The sequence below is a fragment of the Rufibacter sp. XAAS-G3-1 genome (assembly GCF_013623775.1).
Classification (GTDB): domain Bacteria; phylum Bacteroidota; class Bacteroidia; order Cytophagales; family Hymenobacteraceae; genus Nibribacter.
On record NZ_JABFAM010000007.1, the window covers coordinates 284,269 to 300,349 of the forward strand.

The 16,081-nt window shown below is 50.4% G+C and carries 13 protein-coding genes; 6 read left to right on the top strand and 7 right to left on the bottom strand.

Going from position 1 to position 16,081, the window contains the following annotated elements; all coding sequences use genetic code 11:
* The first annotated feature begins 324 nt into the window (after positions 1 to 324).
* The gene (locus HHO50_RS09710; RefSeq protein WP_181305816.1) at positions 325 to 792 is read left to right on the top strand and encodes a hypothetical protein; all 468 of its coding nucleotides are present in this window, start codon (positions 325 to 327) and stop codon (positions 790 to 792) included.
* A 142-nt stretch (positions 793 to 934) separates the two neighbouring features.
* Here the strand turns inward: HHO50_RS09710 and HHO50_RS09715 are convergent, their stop codons facing one another.
* A complete protein-coding gene (locus HHO50_RS09715) occupies positions 935 to 1,972 on the bottom strand; it encodes a hypothetical protein (RefSeq protein ID WP_181305817.1) in 1,038 nt (345 codons plus the stop codon).
* 305 nt (positions 1,973 to 2,277) lie between these two features.
* Between HHO50_RS09715 and ggt the strand changes: the two genes are divergently transcribed.
* The 3 genes from ggt to HHO50_RS09730 all read left to right on the top strand — a co-directional run bounded on the left by ggt (position 2,278) and on the right by HHO50_RS09730 (position 6,682).
* Entirely contained in the window at positions 2,278 to 3,993 is a 1,716-nt protein-coding gene (gene ggt, locus HHO50_RS09720) for a gamma-glutamyltransferase (protein ID WP_370457563.1), read from the top strand.
* Between the two features lie 481 nt (positions 3,994 to 4,474).
* Positions 4,475 to 5,380, top strand: a complete 906-nt coding sequence (locus HHO50_RS09725; protein WP_181305818.1) for a PorP/SprF family type IX secretion system membrane protein — start codon at positions 4,475 to 4,477, stop codon at positions 5,378 to 5,380.
* A 138-nt stretch (positions 5,381 to 5,518) separates the two neighbouring features.
* A complete protein-coding gene (locus HHO50_RS09730; protein ID WP_181305819.1) occupies positions 5,519 to 6,682 on the top strand; it encodes a PLP-dependent aspartate aminotransferase family protein in 1,164 nt (387 codons plus the stop codon).
* Positions 6,683 to 7,254: 572 nt separating this feature from the next.
* Here HHO50_RS09730 and HHO50_RS09735 read toward each other — a convergent pair.
* Positions 7,255 to 9,363 carry a carboxy terminal-processing peptidase gene (locus tag HHO50_RS09735; protein WP_181305820.1) on the bottom strand — a complete coding sequence of 703 codons (2,109 nt, stop codon included), beginning with the start codon at positions 9,361 to 9,363 and terminating at the stop codon, positions 7,255 to 7,257.
* A 342-nt stretch (positions 9,364 to 9,705) separates the two neighbouring features.
* Between HHO50_RS09735 and HHO50_RS09740 the strand changes: the two genes are divergently transcribed.
* Positions 9,706 to 10,539, top strand: a complete 834-nt coding sequence (locus HHO50_RS09740) for an energy transducer TonB (protein WP_181305821.1) — start codon at positions 9,706 to 9,708, stop codon at positions 10,537 to 10,539.
* A gap of 180 nt (positions 10,540 to 10,719) precedes the next feature.
* Here the strand turns inward: HHO50_RS09740 and HHO50_RS09745 are convergent, their stop codons facing one another.
* The 3 genes from HHO50_RS09745 to HHO50_RS09755 all read right to left on the bottom strand — a co-directional run bounded on the left by HHO50_RS09745 (position 10,720) and on the right by HHO50_RS09755 (position 13,253).
* Entirely contained in the window at positions 10,720 to 11,244 is a 525-nt protein-coding gene (locus HHO50_RS09745) for a hypothetical protein (protein ID WP_370457570.1), read from the bottom strand.
* 262 nt (positions 11,245 to 11,506) lie between these two features.
* Positions 11,507 to 12,622, bottom strand: coding sequence for a serine protease (locus HHO50_RS09750; RefSeq protein WP_181305822.1), 1,116 nt, complete (start codon positions 12,620 to 12,622; stop codon positions 11,507 to 11,509).
* Positions 12,623 to 12,671: 49 nt separating this feature from the next.
* The gene (locus HHO50_RS09755) at positions 12,672 to 13,253 is read right to left on the bottom strand and encodes an RNA polymerase sigma factor (protein ID WP_181305823.1); all 582 of its coding nucleotides are present in this window, start codon (positions 13,251 to 13,253) and stop codon (positions 12,672 to 12,674) included.
* A gap of 176 nt (positions 13,254 to 13,429) precedes the next feature.
* Here HHO50_RS09755 and HHO50_RS09760 point away from each other — a divergent pair, with 176 nt between their 5' ends.
* Positions 13,430 to 13,636 (top strand): hypothetical protein, encoded by a 207-nt coding sequence (locus HHO50_RS09760; protein ID WP_255478668.1) that lies wholly within the window; start codon positions 13,430 to 13,432, stop codon positions 13,634 to 13,636.
* A 150-nt stretch (positions 13,637 to 13,786) separates the two neighbouring features.
* On the opposite strand, the gene HHO50_RS09765 is transcribed toward HHO50_RS09760, so the two are convergent.
* The gene (locus HHO50_RS09765) at positions 13,787 to 14,971 is read right to left on the bottom strand and encodes a proline dehydrogenase family protein (RefSeq protein WP_181305825.1); all 1,185 of its coding nucleotides are present in this window, start codon (positions 14,969 to 14,971) and stop codon (positions 13,787 to 13,789) included.
* A gap of 151 nt (positions 14,972 to 15,122) precedes the next feature.
* Positions 15,123 to 15,998, bottom strand: a complete 876-nt coding sequence (locus tag HHO50_RS09770) for an Rpn family recombination-promoting nuclease/putative transposase (RefSeq protein WP_181305826.1) — start codon at positions 15,996 to 15,998, stop codon at positions 15,123 to 15,125.
* Positions 15,999 to 16,081 lie beyond the last annotated feature (83 nt).

The following is a 16,081-nucleotide window of genomic DNA, read 5'->3' on the forward strand; positions in this document are numbered from 1 at the left end:
CGCAATAGGAGGTCTTAAACTGCTGAAAATGAAGCCTTGGTGCAGTAGTTTCAGTTTATCTCTATAAAAAGGGCATCTGAGAGGCTGGGGCTCGTCTGGGAAAGCCGTTTGGAAAATGGCACCACAATGGCATTGTGGTCGGTGGGTATGGCAGGTGCACTCTACCCTTTTCCCTAGAAGTACAAGGCCGTACCAAACCAGGAGCAAAACAGCTTTTTTTGCCCGGGGGAGCCTATCTTTTCTGGATTATTCCCGAAAGGGGAGAAGGGAAGGCTTATCCTTCAGCGGCTTTAGCCGTTAAAGAGTGAAACATATCCCCAAGCTATGAAATGTGAATTAAGTCTAATCTTTGAGGAAAACGACGGCACGCTCCGTTGGATCTTTAATATTCTGATTTACGCCCACCAGATAAGTGAGCCGCCGGTACGCAAGATGCTACAGCCTACCTTGAAGGAGTTCCTGCACAAGCGCAGCTACCAGGAGGTGCTCCGTTTGGCCGAGACAGACATTGACGAGGGCGATTTCGTGCGTGATTACCTTAAACAAAACCTTATCAAGTTCAATGCGGCGCAGGTGCGGGTGAAAGGCGAGAAAATCAAGTCCATCTGTTTTACCATTGAGCAAGCCGGGCACATGCAGTCCGCCGCTGACCCCGGATCGGTTGAGCCAGAGGTGTTAGCGCTTTTTGAGGGACATGAACTGAAGCTGCGGCAGATAAACCATTGCGCCATTGAAGCCCTGAAACTTGCCGGTGCCAAGGGGGTGCAGATTGAGAAATTCAGCCATGAGTAGGCGGTTCAATTTGAAGATGTGCAGATTTGAAGATGTGCAGAATTAGACGGGAATGGACAGGCGGGCCTAAAGTGATTTCGGCCTGTTTTTATGAAAACAGGCCGAAAAGCTAGTTGATATATTTCTCCGTGCACTTCTTCCATTAAGCGGCGGCAGAGAGTTGCAGGGTAGTAGTTCCTGCAGGGAAGAGAGGTTCTACCATCTGGTGTAAGCGGTTCTTTACAAAGCTGCTGCGTAAGTGCTCCGGCAGTTCGGCCACCACTTTGCGGTATTTCTCCAAACCAATCGCTTGCGCTACGTAGCTCTCGTGCAGTCCGTTCATGTAGCTGACAATAGAGAGTAGGCACTCATGGAAGAGTTTGAAGTCTATCTGGGCTTCCACAAAGCGCTCAATCTCTTTCTGCGTAGACGAAATGCGCAAACGGCTCAGCAGATCAAACAGCGTGGTGTAGCCCATGCGCCAGGTAATCTGCTGCCAGTGCTGCGAAGACCATTTGTCTAAGACTTTCCCGGTTTTGCTGCTTTTGATAGCCGTGGCCGGATTCTTCTGCACCTGCTGCCGGATAGCATTGGCCGTCAGTTTTCTGGTGGTGCGCAGAAACTGCCCAATCTGGGCCTGGGCCTCAATCTCTTTGCCGGCAATCTGCAACCCCGCTTTATAGCCCGCCAATGGCAACCGGTGTATGCTGAAATCATTGTACGCACCGGCGGCATAATACCCAATGGCCCTGGGGTAAGCGTTCTTCACCACCAACCGGCCTGCTTCTCTTTTGATAGCGGCCTCATGGTTGGTTTTGGTGCCCAGCGTGTACAGGAAAGCCTGCAAGCCGGCAAAGATGGAGTAATACGCCTGCGGAAACGTCCAGTGCAGGGCATTGCGCAGATACGTTTCATCGCCTAGCTCGGCGGTGGCGCGCAAGGCATACTCCGTACTCCAGCTATTGTGCAAAATGCGGGCAAGTGCCTCCAGCTCCTGCTCAGATAAGTTGGCGGAATGTTGTCTGAAAAAGGCATTGTTCCTCAGGCCCGCTTCTTCCGGACTATGGCTGATGTGGTAGTTGATGGCAAAAAAATAGTTCAGGAATACCTGGGCCGGAATAGATTTCCGCCAGGCAGAATCCTGTGGTTTTTGCTCCTCCTGGAAGAGCGGGATCACGTTTTCATCTAGTACCTTCTTCATGTTTTTAAAACATATTTGAAGGAGGTTGAGTTGCATGTTTACTAATATTTTTGGTTTGATATTGTATTGATAATCAGTAATTTATGAAATAATTATAAGGTTGTTAGCAGGTGTTGAAAGTAGTTGTTTTGGGTGGTTTGCGGCAGGTTGAGAAAGCGGGTATTGTTTGGGTTGCCAGGCTTCAAATTCAAAGCCTGCCAGAACCTTTCTGGCAGGCTTTTTTTATGCCGATATATTTCCTTACTTACACCTTCTGTGAAGTTCTGTTTTAGGGCTGATTTCATCAAAACTCCGGTAAAACCATTATGAAAAAACTTTTTACCTATTCCTTTATATGTCTGTGGCTCCTCTGGCAGTTCACCGGCTGCAAACCAGCAGAGAAACCTAGTTCCTCCGCCCAAACCGAAACCGGGGCTACGGGTAAGAAAGGGATGGTGGTAAGCGCCCACCCAGAGGCGTCCCGCATTGGTCTGGAGATTTTGCAGAAAGGCGGCAATGCCTATGATGCCGCCGTTGCCACCGGTTTCGCTTTGGCGGTGGCGTACCCCGTAGCCGGCAACATTGGCGGCGGCGGCTTTCTGGTGTACCGCAAGCAAGATGGGGAAATAGGGGCCTTAGATTACCGCGAGAAAGCCCCCAAAGCCGCCACCCGTGACATGTACTTAGACGCCCAGGGCAATGTGATCGCCGATGCCAGCACCCTGGGGCATTTGGCGGTTGGTGTACCCGGCGCAGTAGACGGCATGGTGGCCATGCACCAGAAACTGGGCAGCTTGCCATGGGCGCAGGTGGTACAACCCGCCGTTGACCTGGCTCGCAATGGAGTGGTTCTAACGGCGCGTGAAGCCCGCCTGCTCAACAATACCAGAGAAAGCTTTCTTAAGGTAAATAAATTTACGCCGCCAGTGGTGAAAAATGCACCCTGGCAAAAGGGAGACGTATTGCCGTTGCCAGAATTAGCCAGTACACTGGAGCGCATTCGGGACAAAGGGCGGGACGGGTTCTATGCAGGCGAAACCGCCGATCTGTTGGTGAAGGAAATGCGCCGGGGAGGGGGCATCATCTCCCATCAAGACCTTCAAGAATACCAATCTGTGTGGCGGCCTGCCATTACCGGTACTTACCGCGGCTACAAAGTGATCTCTATGCCACCGCCCTCCAGCGGCGGAATAGCACTGCTTCAGTTGCTTAACATGGTGGAGCCTTTTGACTTGAAGCAATGGGGCTGGCAGCAGCCTGCCACCGTGCATGTCATGGCCGAAGCCCAACGCAGAGTCTACGCCGATAGGGCTACCTACCTGGGAGACCCAGATTTCTTTCAAGTACCCGTTGCTGATCTTTTAAATACCCAGTACCTGAAAAGCCGGATGGCCACCTTTGACATGGAGCGGGCCACCCCCTCGGCGCAGGTATTGGCGGGGAAACTGCTGGCCCGGGAAAGCGACCAGACTACCCATTATTCCATTGTAGACCAGTGGGGCAACGCGGCCTCAGTGACCACCACGTTGAACGGTAACTTCGGCTCTAGGGTAGTAGTGGAAGGAGCCGGATTTATCCTGAACAATGAGATGGATGATTTCAGCGCCAAGCCTGGGGTGCCCAACATGTTTGGGTTGATAGGAGGGGAAGCCAATGCCATTGCCCCCGGCAAACGCATGCTAAGTTCTATGACCCCCACCATTCTGGAGAAAGACGGGGAGCTTTTCATGGTAGTAGGCACCCCCGGTGGTTCTACCATCATCACCTCGGTTTTCCAGGCCATCTTAAACGTGGTAGACCACGGGATGGGCATGCAGCAGGCGGTAGCCGCGCCGCGTTTTCACCACCAATGGTTACCAGACCGCATTGAGACAGAAGCAAAGGCCCTTTCTCCAGAAGTAAGGGAAGCGCTCCAGAAGAAAGGCCATGCCCTGCAAAACAGAGGCAACTACGGCGCGGTAGACGGTATTCTGAGACTGAAAGACGGCACCTGGGAAGGAGGGGCCGACCCCAGGGGAGATGATACCGCCTTGGGGTACTAACCCGTTTCCGAAGAGCTTGCTTTCGCTTACGGTACTTAAAAACACCTGCGCGAGGCAATAATCTGTTTTTGATTCATTTTCTGAAAAAGAGGCTTAAAACAAATGCCTTCCCTGCTTGAAGAGGAGGCATTTGTTTTAAGCCTCTTTTCTTGTAATAAGCCCCATTCTGAGCAACTGGTGTGAGGGAAACGCCAAGTGCTCTATTACAAAAGATGCTAATTCATTTAATTTTTTTTCAAGACGATTTTATTTCAGGATGCAGCAAGAAGTCGTTGATCCTTAAAAGATTAGTGAAGCTACAAGGCTAATTTTTTATGTATATATTTTTATGGGTGTATATAGAAGGTTACATTTGCATGAACTTAAATTTTCAGTAGTCAGTTGTTTCTGCATCTATTGTAAACACAGCAGTTCTTAATTTTATTTCCCCCGCTCTACGCTTAGCTTAATTACTTATATTCCCTTTTATTAACCTTAGACAATGAATCTGAAGCAAATTGCTGTCATAGGCTTGCTCCTGCTGGCTACTCGTGTAGCTCAGGCCCAGGTGAACCCCCAACGCATGGTGATCCCGCGCCTCTACCAACAAAATTATTTTTACCTGAACCCGGCTTTTGCGGGCGCAGAGAAAAGAAAGGAATTAGGGGTAACCGGACACCTCAACTCCATTACCGGAAGAACCTCCTCGGCCCCGTTGTCTGTGATGGTGCATTACCAGGGCTTTGTAAATGACCTTAATCCCAACGGTATTGGCATAGTGGGGGTATATGATCAGTTCGGCCCGTATTGGTTAGGGAAGTTAGGGTTTACCTATGCCAAACGTTTTAGGCTGGGGAACAATAGCAGCGTTGCTGTTGGCGCGCAGCTTGCCGCTGAATACCTGAACGTAGACCTGGCGGAGAAAACCCGGGGCGATGAGAAGAAGATGGTGGGCCATGACAATGACCTCAGGCCTGATGTTGACGCGGGTGTCTGGTTGAACGTGCATAATTTCTATGCCGGTGCCACCTTTGCCAGTTTACTGAGCCCTACCTACAACTTAGTAGGCGATGCTGAGCACGAAGGCATCAGAGAAGTACTGGTGACCGCGGGTTACAAAATAGTCTTTGCCCATCAGTTCAGTCTGACTCCCTCATTCTTCATGGGGCAACCCCTCAAAGACGGAAAACAGGAATACCAGTTCGGGACAATGGCTAACATCAAGTTCCTGACGGCCGGGGTCAACTACCGCGGGCAGTTTGACAAGACCGCTCCCTGGAACGTGAGTGCCGGTCTAAATATCAAAGACAACGTGCAACTCACCACTACCTTTGATATAGTAACAGAAACCTCCGGAGTTGAGAAACCAGATCCACAGGTAGAAGCAAACCTAAGGGTTAGATTCTAGTACTGGGAAACCACCAAATAAAAAGGCTTGCCGTACGGCAAGCCTTTTTATTTGGTCTTCCTTTTTGGAAACGGCTGATTATCCTTGAAAACCCTTTCTGCGGGCGGTCAGTAAAAAGGAAAAACCACTCTCTGCTGTATGGATCTCTCCTATATCCTGAATGAACTTGGCGAAGACCGGGCCGCGTATTTCAATGCCGTAACTCCACCCATTATCCAGTCCAGCAACTTTGCGTGTAGAACCGTGGAAGAAATGCGGTATATGCTGCAGCATGAAACCGAGGTGAACCTCTACTCCAGGGGCAACAATCCTACGGTAAGCATGCTGGAAGAGAAGCTGGCGGCACTGGAGGGCACGGAACAGGCCATTGCGTTTGGGAGCGGGATGGCGGCCGTTGCCGCGGCGGTGCTGTCACAGGTGAAGGCAGGTGACCATGTGGTGTGCGTCAAGAAGCCCTACATAGGCGCGAATAAGCTGATGCGCCATTTCCTGCCCCGTTTTGGCGTGGAGGTAACCCTGATAGACGGCACCAATGCCCAGAACTTCGCACAAGCCAGCAAAGAGAACACGGTGTTGTACTATCTGGAAAGCCCCAACTCGTTTACCTTTGAGCTACAAGACTTAGCCCAAGTGGCGTCTATTGCCAAGGCAAAAAACATTGTGACGGTGGTTGACAACAGCTTCGCCTCGCCTTTGTACCAGAACCCGGCGGCTCTTGGTATTGACCTGGTGGTGCATTCGGCTACCAAATACATTGGCGGACACAGTGATGTGCTGGGTGGCGTGGTTTGCGGCACCCGCGAGCGGATACACCAGATCTTTAAGATGGAGTATATGGCGTTGGGTGCGGTGTTGTCGCCGCACGATGCCTGGCTTCTGTTGAGAGGGCTGCGTACCCTGCCCATCAGGATGGAGCGGGTGGCGCAAACTACCCGCCAGGTAGTGGCCTATTTGCAGCAAAGAGAAGAAGTGGCTGAGATTATCTGGCCTTTCCTGCCTCAGCACCCGCAGTATGCACTTGCCCAAAAGCAGCTACGCAACAATACGGGGCAATTCACCATTAAGCTGAAAACTGATGACCTCAAGCAGGTAGAGACGTTCTGTGACAGTTTGCAACATTTTCTCATGGCGGCTTCCTGGGGTGGGCATGAGTCGTTGATTTATCCGGCGGCTGCCACTTATAAAGAAGGGAGCTACAAATCTGCTTTGCCTTTTACGCTCATCCGGTTTTATATTGGGCTGGAAGACTCTGAGTATTTAATCAAGGATTTAGGGCAGGCATTTGCTAAGATGGTGGGATAAACTATTGGTTTTTACTGCGCTTTAGCTGCTGGGTTAGAGTGACTTCTTTCAAGGGATTTTCCTCTTAGGAGAGTTGGGCACTTACATGATCTTGCAGTGCGTGCCGTTTGCTGTTCCCTTGGCTTGGCTGCTTTTTGCGTGAGTGCAAGTGCATGCAGTTTGCTGTTCCCTTGGCTTGGCTGTTTTTTCGGTTGGTGCAAGTGCTGCATTGTTTCATCTTTGGCGGTATGCGCTCACGGCCGCGAGGCCCCGTCTTCCCCTCTCGCACTGCCCTTTCGGCCTGTGAAGTCTGTCTCTATTAGCTATTGTCTATTCAGGGCCAAAAGCGAGGCGCGCTCGGGGAAGACTGGAAATGGGGAAAGTAGTAAAGCCGCGCCATAGTAAGCATTATCTGTATTCTACCGCAAAGGCGTATTCCCCTCCTCGGAGGGGTAGGGATGGGTTTCGCTCTCCATCTCTCCTTCAAAGGCGCTCCAATCACTAACCGTTGTTTTCGGTCTGTTTTCAGGAAAAGAGCATCAAAAAGGCCGCTACTTGGGATAGCGGCCTTTTTGGTTGAAGTGGAATAAAGATTATAACGCGTCTTTCAGGATGGAAACGGCTTCCTGAATGTACAGGTCTTTCTTTGCATTGCGGGTGAAAGCCTGGAAGCGGGCCGAGGCAGCGGTATCACCGGCTAGTTTGGTCACGTCTGGTTTCAGGCCGACCACGTCTAACTGCGGGATGTTCTTACGCAGATTCTCCAGTTTTTTAGACTCTTCCTGCGCCCGGCGTTCTTCGGCTAAGTACGAGCTTAACTTCAGGGAGCGGGTAGAAGTCTCCGTTCTTTCTTTCAAACGCAAGGCGCTTTGATTAATCAATGAGAACGTTGGGCTGGCGGAAATTCTGGTTTTTGCCGTCGCCTTCAGCTTGTCAATGGAGAAGGTAGGGCTGTTCCAGGGGCTGAATCTCGCTGATTGGATCTCGTCAAACGGAAGCGCGTATTCCTGCTCTTTCTCGCCATACTTCAGATACGTATAGGTGTCTGGTAATATGATGTCTGGGGTAACCCCACGCAGCTGCACGGTTTTTCCGCTGACGCGGTAGTACTTCTGGGTGGTCAGTTTCAGGTGGCCTAGGGGTTTCACGGCGTCAAAAGAAGCCGGTAGTACCTGATCCAGATCAAAGAACTGCTGCACGGTGCCTTTTCCGTAGGTAGAGCTACCCACAATCACGCCGCGTCTGTAATCCTGGATGGCCGCGGCCATGATCTCAGAGGCCGAAGCACTGTTCTCGTTCACCAATACCACCAACGGGCCGCCAAACTGAACCTGCGGGTCTCTGTCTTCCAGCACCGCCGCTGGGCCATTTGCTGATTTTACCTGTACCACCGGGCCAGATTTAATGAAAAGACCCACCATGTCTACCACGTCCTGCAAAGAGCCGCCGCCGTTGTTTCTCAAGTCCAGGATAATGCCCTGGGCGTTTTCCTGCTTCAGCTTTTGGATCTCGGCCGCCACGTCTTTTCCGCTGTTACGGCCACCGGCGTTCTTAAAATCGGCGTAGAAGGCCGGTAAATGGATGTAGCCAATGGGCTTGGCTCCTTTGATTATCAAGGATTTGGCATACCCTTCCTCACGCACCACCACATCTCTGATAATGGAAATCACTTTCATGCTGCCATCTACCTTTTTCACGGTCAGGCGTACCTCCGTGCCTTTTTTACCTCTAATCATGGAAACGGCTTTGTCTAAGCGCATGCCCTGCACGTCTACCGGCTCCTGATTTCCCTGGGCTACTTTCAAAATAGCGTCACCCGGTTTCAACTCACCTTGCAGGTAAGACGGACTGCCCGGGGTAATGTCTGACACCTTGATGAAACCGTCTTTTTCTGTTAAAGTGGCGCCAATCCCTTCCAAACGACCAGAAAACTCAAAATCAAAGTCTTCTTTCTCTTTAGGGGCAAAGTATTCTGTATGCGGATCGTAAATGTTGGCGAAAGAGTTCAGGTAAGAAGAACGGTAGTCTTCATTCTCCATCTGGCCCATCCGCTTAAACAAATCGTCATAGTTCTCGCGCAGCTTTTTACGGGCTTCGGCCTCCATCTCAGGCATGGTCTTTTTGGGTTCTTTGGAGCCCGCGGTGTCTGCTTTCTGCTGGCTGTCTACCGCGTCTGCCACTCTTATGAGCGCCTGGTATTTGAGGTATTTTCGCCATTCTTCTCTCAAAGCGGCCGGTGATGAGGCAAACTTCAGTTTCTCTGGTTTTACCTCAATGGTTTCCTCTTTCTCAAACGCAAACGGTTTGTCCAGAATCTCTTTGTAATAGTTTTCTGCTTCTTTCAGCCTTTTCTGAAAAATGGACATGGAAAGGTCAAAGAACTTGAAAGAACCGTTCTTGAACTCATCGTCCAGTTGGGTCTGGTAAGCCGCCAACTGGTCTACGTCTGACTGCAACAGGAACTTCTTGTTATAGTCCAGCCGCTCCAGATACAGGTCAAAGGCTTTTTTGGAAAAATTATCGTCTAAACGCTCTGGTGAGTAGTGGGCCGAGCTTAAGCCCTGCATGAGCACTTTGGTGAGTACTTCGTTTTTCTGATCCCGTACTGTGCCATCTGTCTCCAGAAGTTTATAGGAGGCAATGCCGAACACCACAGAGGCGGCAGTACCGTACGTAACCAGTTTTTTCTTAAATGAAAACATATATTATTTCTAAGGAATGTCTATTGGTGTATATACAAAAGTAGTGCCTGTTTTTGCGGGTGCAATTCATTACGTTAAACGTAGGCAAGCACAAGAAAGGTGTGAACGTCTCAAGAATATTTGCTAAACTCTTGCAAGTAAGCAGAACGCAGCAGTAGTTGTTCTTTTTGCCGCTTATTTTTTTAACAATGGCAGCGCGGTTTTTGTTTCTCGCTGAGTATCAATAAAGAACAGAATAGGAGGTTTCCTGTATTTTATTTCTGGGCGCGGAAATGTGGAAACAGGCGGCTTGGCGCATCATGAGGAAAATGAAACTTACCTCACTCTCTAACCACCAACGCCATGGAAACAAACACTGCTTACGCCGCCACCCTGGATGACCTCATTTTTGAAGGCCGAAACAAAGCGTACGGAGCCTATGTCTTACGCAAGCTGTACGACCGGCACATCAGCCAGGCAACTCTTTACGCCATCGCCCTTTTTCTGATTGGCTTTTCTGTCCCAATACTAGTGAACAGGCTTCTACCCAAGGCCGAAGTGCCAGCCCGTATGATCAAGCCACATACCGGAACCTGGGTAGACATTGACTTACCCCACGTGGAAGAAATAAAGGAAGTGAAAGCAGTAGTGCCAGCCGCCGCCCAGCCAACGGGGCCAACGGTGAAAAACGTTACCATCAAAGTAGTGGAGGAAACCAAGCCCGTCACCGATGAGATTCCCACCCAAGACCAACTACAGACCGCCAGTTCTGGGCTGGTTACCTCTGCGGGAGACGGAACCGGCAACCTGAACAACCCCGAACCAAGCGGAGGGAACGGCACTAGCACCGCAACGGGAGTGGAATCTGGGGCAACGGAAACAGAGGTTTTTATAAGCGTGGAGAACATGCCCCAGTTTGAAGGCGGGTTGCCTAAACTGATGGAGTTTGTAAGCAAGAACCTCCGGTACCCCAGGGCAGCGCAGGCCAGTGGCATAGAGGGAACTGTGGTGGTAAGCTTTGTGATAGCCACCACCGGCCACATCACCGACATTCAGGTGCTGAAAGGGTTGGGCTACGGCACCGAGGAAGAGGCCATACGGGTCATGAAGAAGCTACCCCGCTGGAAACCCGGCAACCAGAACGGCAGAAACGTACCCGTTAGAATGACGTTGCCTATCAGATTAGAGCTGAAATAAACCTATAAATAATAAAGAGTATTAGGCTTGAAATACTGCTTCTGTTTTTAGCTTAATTTCGCAAAATCAGCCTAAAGACAGAAGCAAAAAGGAAAGACATAATCTAAAATCTATTTTACCTAAAAACGCCCCGGTTCCAAGAGGAGCCGGGGCGTTTTTAGGTATAGCTATTTCTACAGATTAACGGTAGATGTGCTCACCGCGGTTGGTGCGCCATTCGTTTTCAAAATAATCAGCATCTTCAGGTGAGCGGGGAGTTACGCCCATAACAATGTTTCCTTCTTTGATGCCAGACTCATATACTTTGGCACGCTCCTCTGGAATTCCTGAACCTACCAGTGCACCCAGTAAACCACCTGTCAAACCACCTGCTCCGGCTCCTGCCAGACCAGCTGCCAACGGGCCGGCAATTACTAAGCCAAGCCCTGGCAGCGCCACGGAAGTGCCTATGGCAGCAATGGCTCCTACAATAGCCCCCAGTGTACCGCCAATGGCAGAACCGGCACCGGCTCCCTCTAAGGCTTTGCTACCCAGTTCAGTGTCATTGTTTTCGCTGTCTGAGAAATGGCGCTTGCGGGCATCATCGCTCATGATCACGTTGATGTCATCTCTGTTATAGCCACGGCTGTGTAAAGAATTGTAGGCGCGTTCAGCGCTGTCTCTGTCTCTGAACATGCCCGTCATCATACCTCCGCCAGTGCTCATTCCGCTGCTATTCATGTTGCTGCCGTAAGTGTTTCCTGTTGTGTTTTCCATAGTTCGTTGTTTAATGTTTAGTAGATGTAACATAGTGGTAATTGCTAGGGCAGCTGCTTTACTGGCAACTGACAATTAGTAGTTAGCATAACGCAAACAATACGTATTAGTTACATGCGCCCAACCTACGGAAAATGAAAACGCCAGTGCATTGCACTGGCGTTTTAAGGGCGTTTTCATGAAATTGGCCGTAAAATGAAAGCCTTGTTTTTTAGTTATAGACCTTTACCATGTACACAAATTCCTGTAATTTCTTCAGCTGCTGCGGGCGTGGGTTTCCGGCCAGATTATTCACTTTTGGCAACGAAATAGGTTTAGGTAAACGGTGTTCCGGTAACTGATCCAGCAAGGTGAGCAGGTAGGCAGATTTCACCGCGAAGGCGGCTCCGTCAACCCCCAGCATCTTTCCGCTGATGATCCCAATCATGTTGCCGCGGTCATCCAGCAGCGGGCCGCCGCTGTTGCCGGGGTTCAACGGAATAGAGATCTGGTAAGAGGCGGTATCACCGTAAACGCCGGACTTAGAGCTCAAGGTGCCTTCGCCAAACACTACGTCTTCCCTGGGGAAGCCCAAGGTGAAAACGCGTTCGCCCAGTTCGCTTTCCTTCTGTTTGAAAGAGTAAGGCAATTTGCCGAAGCCGGTGAATGCAGTATCGGTCACCCGAAGCAGGGCCAGGTCACGCACTTGGTCTGAGTAGATTTCCTCCACTTTGTACTTGGTGCCGCTCTTGTTCTCAATCATCAAAGAATCAGCGCCTTCAATGACGTGGTAGCTGGTTACAAAGTAGCCGTCTGAGGTGAGCACGAAACCGGTGCCCGAGAACTGCCCGGGGTTCAAGGCATTGGCTTTGGGGGCAACGGTATTTGTGTTCAGAAGAGCGTTCTGTTTACGCTTAAGGTCGTCTACCTCGCGGCGCAGCTCTACGTAACGGGCGGTCTGCTGCTTGGTGGCAGAGCGCCACATCTCCATGCCCAGCAAACTGCTGAATACCGTGACAATGGCCACAGTGGCCGCCACGCCCATGGTGGCCGCGTACCTGCGCATAAAGATTTGCATAGGGGTGCGCCGCCGCAGTACCGGAGCGCTAGCCGGGGCCACTTTCTGGTTTTCCTGCTGCCACTCCTGGTGGTGCTGGTTTAGACGGTCACGCAGCGATTTCTGCCGGGCGTGGTTTTGCAACGCTGAGGTAAATAACCTCGCCTCCTGTACCCGCTGGGCGAAAACAGGATCAGACGCCATGCGTTCCTGCAACTCCCGGCGCTCTGTAGAGGTCACCTGGTGCTGTTGGTAGCGTTCAATCAATTCAAGTAATTCCCGGTCACTCATATATAGACATGCACCCGTCCCGGATGCTTTTGTTTGCGTATTCCTTTTCTCAGGAAGGCACCTGATAGTCTAAAAAGAACAGTTTCTTCAGACGCATGAGGCACTTGTACTTCTGGTTTTTGGCCGAGTCAACGTTGGTGTACCCAAATTTCTCGGTGATCTCTGGCATGCCCATGCTTCTCAGGTAGAAGTCCTCCAGCAGGGTTTTGCAGGGCTCGCCTAATTGACTTAGGGCGTTGCCCATGGCTTCAAACTTAAGCTCGTTTTGCTCAGCCTGCTCGGCATCGCCGTCCACCTGGGGTGCTAACTCAGACTCGGTGTCTTCAATCATGCCATGGCTGAACCGGCTGCTTCTGGACAGCCTTTTCAGCCAAAGACGGCGGCAGATGGAGTAGAGGTAGGTTTTGATCTGGCAGTTCAGTTCCAGCTGACCCGCCTTAATCTTCTCATAGAAGACAATCACCGCTTCCTGGAAAATGTCCTTGGCATCATCCTCCGTGCCGTTGTTACTCTGGACGAAGAACAAGACCATGGGGAAGTGGAGCTTGTACAACCTACTCAGTGCCGCATCATCGTCTTGAAGAATCCCTTCTATTATGGCCGCATCGGTCACTAGCGCCTTACTAATCATGCTTGTCAATTAATACAGTTTCAGTCATTTAGTAACCCACAGGAAAAAAATAAAAAATTTCTGAAAAGGATGGGTTACCTCACGGGGGGTAGTGGTATAAAGGTTGAAATTAACGCTAAAACCCTTTAAAAAAAATCACCATGAAAAAGGTATTTTCTCTTGCCCTAGTTGCTGGTATGTTCGTTTTCGCTTCTTGCGAGTCTAAATCTGCTGAAGGAACTGAAGGAACTTCTACTGAAGCTACTTCTACTGATGCTGCTGCCACTGAAGGTGCTACTGATGTCACTACAACTGGCACTGACACTACCACTACTGGTACTGACGCCACTACAACTGGTGCTGACACTACTGCTACCACCACTGGTGCAACTACCGCTCAGTAATTAATGGTGTGCGTTGGCACACCTTCTTATTAAGCAAGATAAAAGCGTCTCATACGGTTTGCGTAAGAGACGCTTTTACTTTTTTAGTCTGTTTTAGAGGAAGCGTTTTAGGCCTGTTTAGTCAAAAACAGACCTAAAACGCTTTTTGCTTTAGGCGCGGCGTTTACGGCGTTCCAGTTCTTTCCTCACCAAAGAGAATTCGCGGCTGCTTTGGCCGGCAATGGCTGTGTTTTCGTCGGCGCGGCGCAGCAGGTACGGCATCACGGCCTCAACCGGGCCGTAAGGCACGTATTTGGCTACGTTATACCCGGCGTGCGCCAGATTGTAAGATAAATTATCGCTCATGCCTAGAAGCTGCGCGAAGTAGACGCGCTCATCTGAGGGCTGAAGGTTGAACTCGTCCATGAGTTCCAACAGGTAATAGCAGCTTTGCTCGTTGTGCGTTCCGGCGCAAATGGCAATACGGTCAACATGCGCTACACAGAACCGCAGAGACTCATCATACAACGCGTCAGTTGCTTTTTTAGTGGGGTTGATGGGGTTGGCAAGGCCTTGTTGTTGGGCTACCCGTCCTTCTTTCTCCATATAGGCCCCGCGCACCAGTTTTCCGCCCAGGTAAAAGCCCAGTTTCTGAGCCCGCTCGTAGTCGCGCTTGATCACGTCCAGTCGGTCATGGCGGTAGAGTTGGTAGGTGTTGTAGACAATGGGGCGCTCCTGGTTGTAGAGTTCCATCATCTCTAGGCACAGTTGGTCAATGGTTTCCTGCATCCAGCTCTCCTCGGCGTCAATGAATACGCGTACCCCGCGTTCAAAAGCCCGTTGGCAGATGGCTTTCACTCTTACCCGCACCCGCCCGAAAGCGGCTTTCTCAGTCTGGGTAAGTTCCTGCGTGGTCTGGGCTTTGGCCAGTAAAGCTGGATCTGCCACTCCGGTCACCTTGAAAACGCTGAACGGAATATGGCTTGAAGTGGCTGCCATTTCTATGGTGGAGATGATTTCCTGCACCGTGTGGTCAAAGCTCTCCTCATTGCTTTCGCCTTCTACTGAGTAGTCCAAGATGGTGCCAATACCAGATCTGCCCAGTTTTTCAATGGTGGGCCTACATTCCTGAATGGTTTCGCCGCCGCAGAACTGTTCAAAAATGCTTTTCTTGATGAGGAACTTGACCGGCAGGTTCCAGCTCAGGGCCTTTTTCATGAGTCCGCCGCCCATCTTCACCATAGAATTGTTGTTCATGGCCGCAAACAGGAGGTAGGTCTTGTAAAGTTCTGCATCTGATTTATCAGCAAATGCAATGGCGGTATCTTCAAAAGAAACTTTTGGTGCAGGGGTCATAGAGTATGGGCTACATTTAAGCTGTACAAAGATAACGTAAAAACTATTGTTAGTTGTTTCTTGGATGTTTCGTGAAATCCAGCCTAAAACTGTAGCTATCGTCTAGTATATGCAAAGGCCGCAGCGGAACAAGGCTTTTGCATAGACAGGGTTACCCCTCGTTTTTCTTTTTCAGCCTTTCTATTTGTTGGTCAGTCAGCCCCGTAGTCTCTGCAATTATCTCAGTTGATATTCCTTTCTTCAACATGTTTTCGGCAACTTCCTCTATCCCTTCTAGTCTTCCTTCTAGTCTTCCTTCTTCTTTTGCTGTATCCAGAGAGTTCTTGAGGTCGCGGTAATACTTCAGGCTGTCCTCGTAGGAGCGGATCTGTTCTGGGGTGAATTTGGCTATCTCGGCCGTCTCAAACAGCTTCTCGAAGACCCGTTCCCGCAGCTTCTCGGGCACCTTGTCCAGCCGGTTCAGGTTCCGGATCACGTACAGCCACTTGTCAAACCTGGTCTCCAGCTCCTCAATGGTCTTGTTGAACTTGGGCATCTCCAGGTAGATGAAGGTGAGTTTGTCGTAGAACACCTCTTTTGTTTCGGTGTCAGAGAGTTTGATGTCATACCGGAACTTGGCGGGGTCTTGCTTGTCCTCGTCGAACACGAAGTCCAGGATGGCGATGGTGTAGACCGCCTTCAGCTCGTAGTTCCAGTCGGCCCGCTTGGCCTGCTCCCTGATGGGGAAGGTGGAGTAGTAGACGGTGCGGTCTTTGAAGAAGTTCTGCTTGGTCTTTTGCAGTTCCACGATGAACTTCTCACCTTTCTCATTCTCGCAGTACAGGTCGAAGATGGCTTTTCTGTCCAGTTCGCCCGTTCCCAGGTGTTCGCTCTTCAGGTACGTTAAGTCTATGATTTCGCCCTGTTCCTCTTGCAGGAGCACGTTTAGGAAGTCCAGCAGCAAGTCCTTGTTTGGCTCTTCCCCGAACAGCTTCTTGAAGCCGTAGTCGGTGAACGGGTTTATATATCTTTCTGTGAACTCAGCCATTGTTGTTTACTTTACTCAAAGATACTGATTTCTCATGACGGCTGTTTCCGCCTTTTAAACGAGGGTAACAGCAACGCTTACGC

Coding starts and splice junctions, on each gene's coding strand:
- HHO50_RS09710 (WP_181305816.1), top strand. CDS start 325: ATGAAATGTGAATTAAGTCTAATCTTTGAGGAAAACGACGGCACGCTC.
- HHO50_RS09715 (WP_181305817.1), bottom strand. CDS start 1,972: ATGAAGAAGGTACTAGATGAAAACGTGATCCCGCTCTTCCAGGAGGAG.
- ggt (WP_370457563.1), top strand. CDS start 2,278: ATGAAAAAACTTTTTACCTATTCCTTTATATGTCTGTGGCTCCTCTGG.
- HHO50_RS09725 (WP_181305818.1), top strand. CDS start 4,475: ATGAATCTGAAGCAAATTGCTGTCATAGGCTTGCTCCTGCTGGCTACT.
- HHO50_RS09730 (WP_181305819.1), top strand. CDS start 5,519: ATGGATCTCTCCTATATCCTGAATGAACTTGGCGAAGACCGGGCCGCG.
- HHO50_RS09735 (WP_181305820.1), bottom strand. CDS start 9,363: ATGTTTTCATTTAAGAAAAAACTGGTTACGTACGGTACTGCCGCCTCT.
- HHO50_RS09740 (WP_181305821.1), top strand. CDS start 9,706: ATGGAAACAAACACTGCTTACGCCGCCACCCTGGATGACCTCATTTTT.
- HHO50_RS09745 (WP_370457570.1), bottom strand. CDS start 11,244: ATGAGCACTGGCGGAGGTATGATGACGGGCATGTTCAGAGACAGAGAC.
- HHO50_RS09750 (WP_181305822.1), bottom strand. CDS start 12,622: ATGAGTGACCGGGAATTACTTGAATTGATTGAACGCTACCAACAGCAC.
- HHO50_RS09755 (WP_181305823.1), bottom strand. CDS start 13,253: ATGATTAGTAAGGCGCTAGTGACCGATGCGGCCATAATAGAAGGGATT.
- HHO50_RS09760 (WP_255478668.1), top strand. CDS start 13,430: ATGTTCGTTTTCGCTTCTTGCGAGTCTAAATCTGCTGAAGGAACTGAA.
- HHO50_RS09765 (WP_181305825.1), bottom strand. CDS start 14,971: ATGACCCCTGCACCAAAAGTTTCTTTTGAAGATACCGCCATTGCATTT.
- HHO50_RS09770 (WP_181305826.1), bottom strand. CDS start 15,998: ATGGCTGAGTTCACAGAAAGATATATAAACCCGTTCACCGACTACGGC.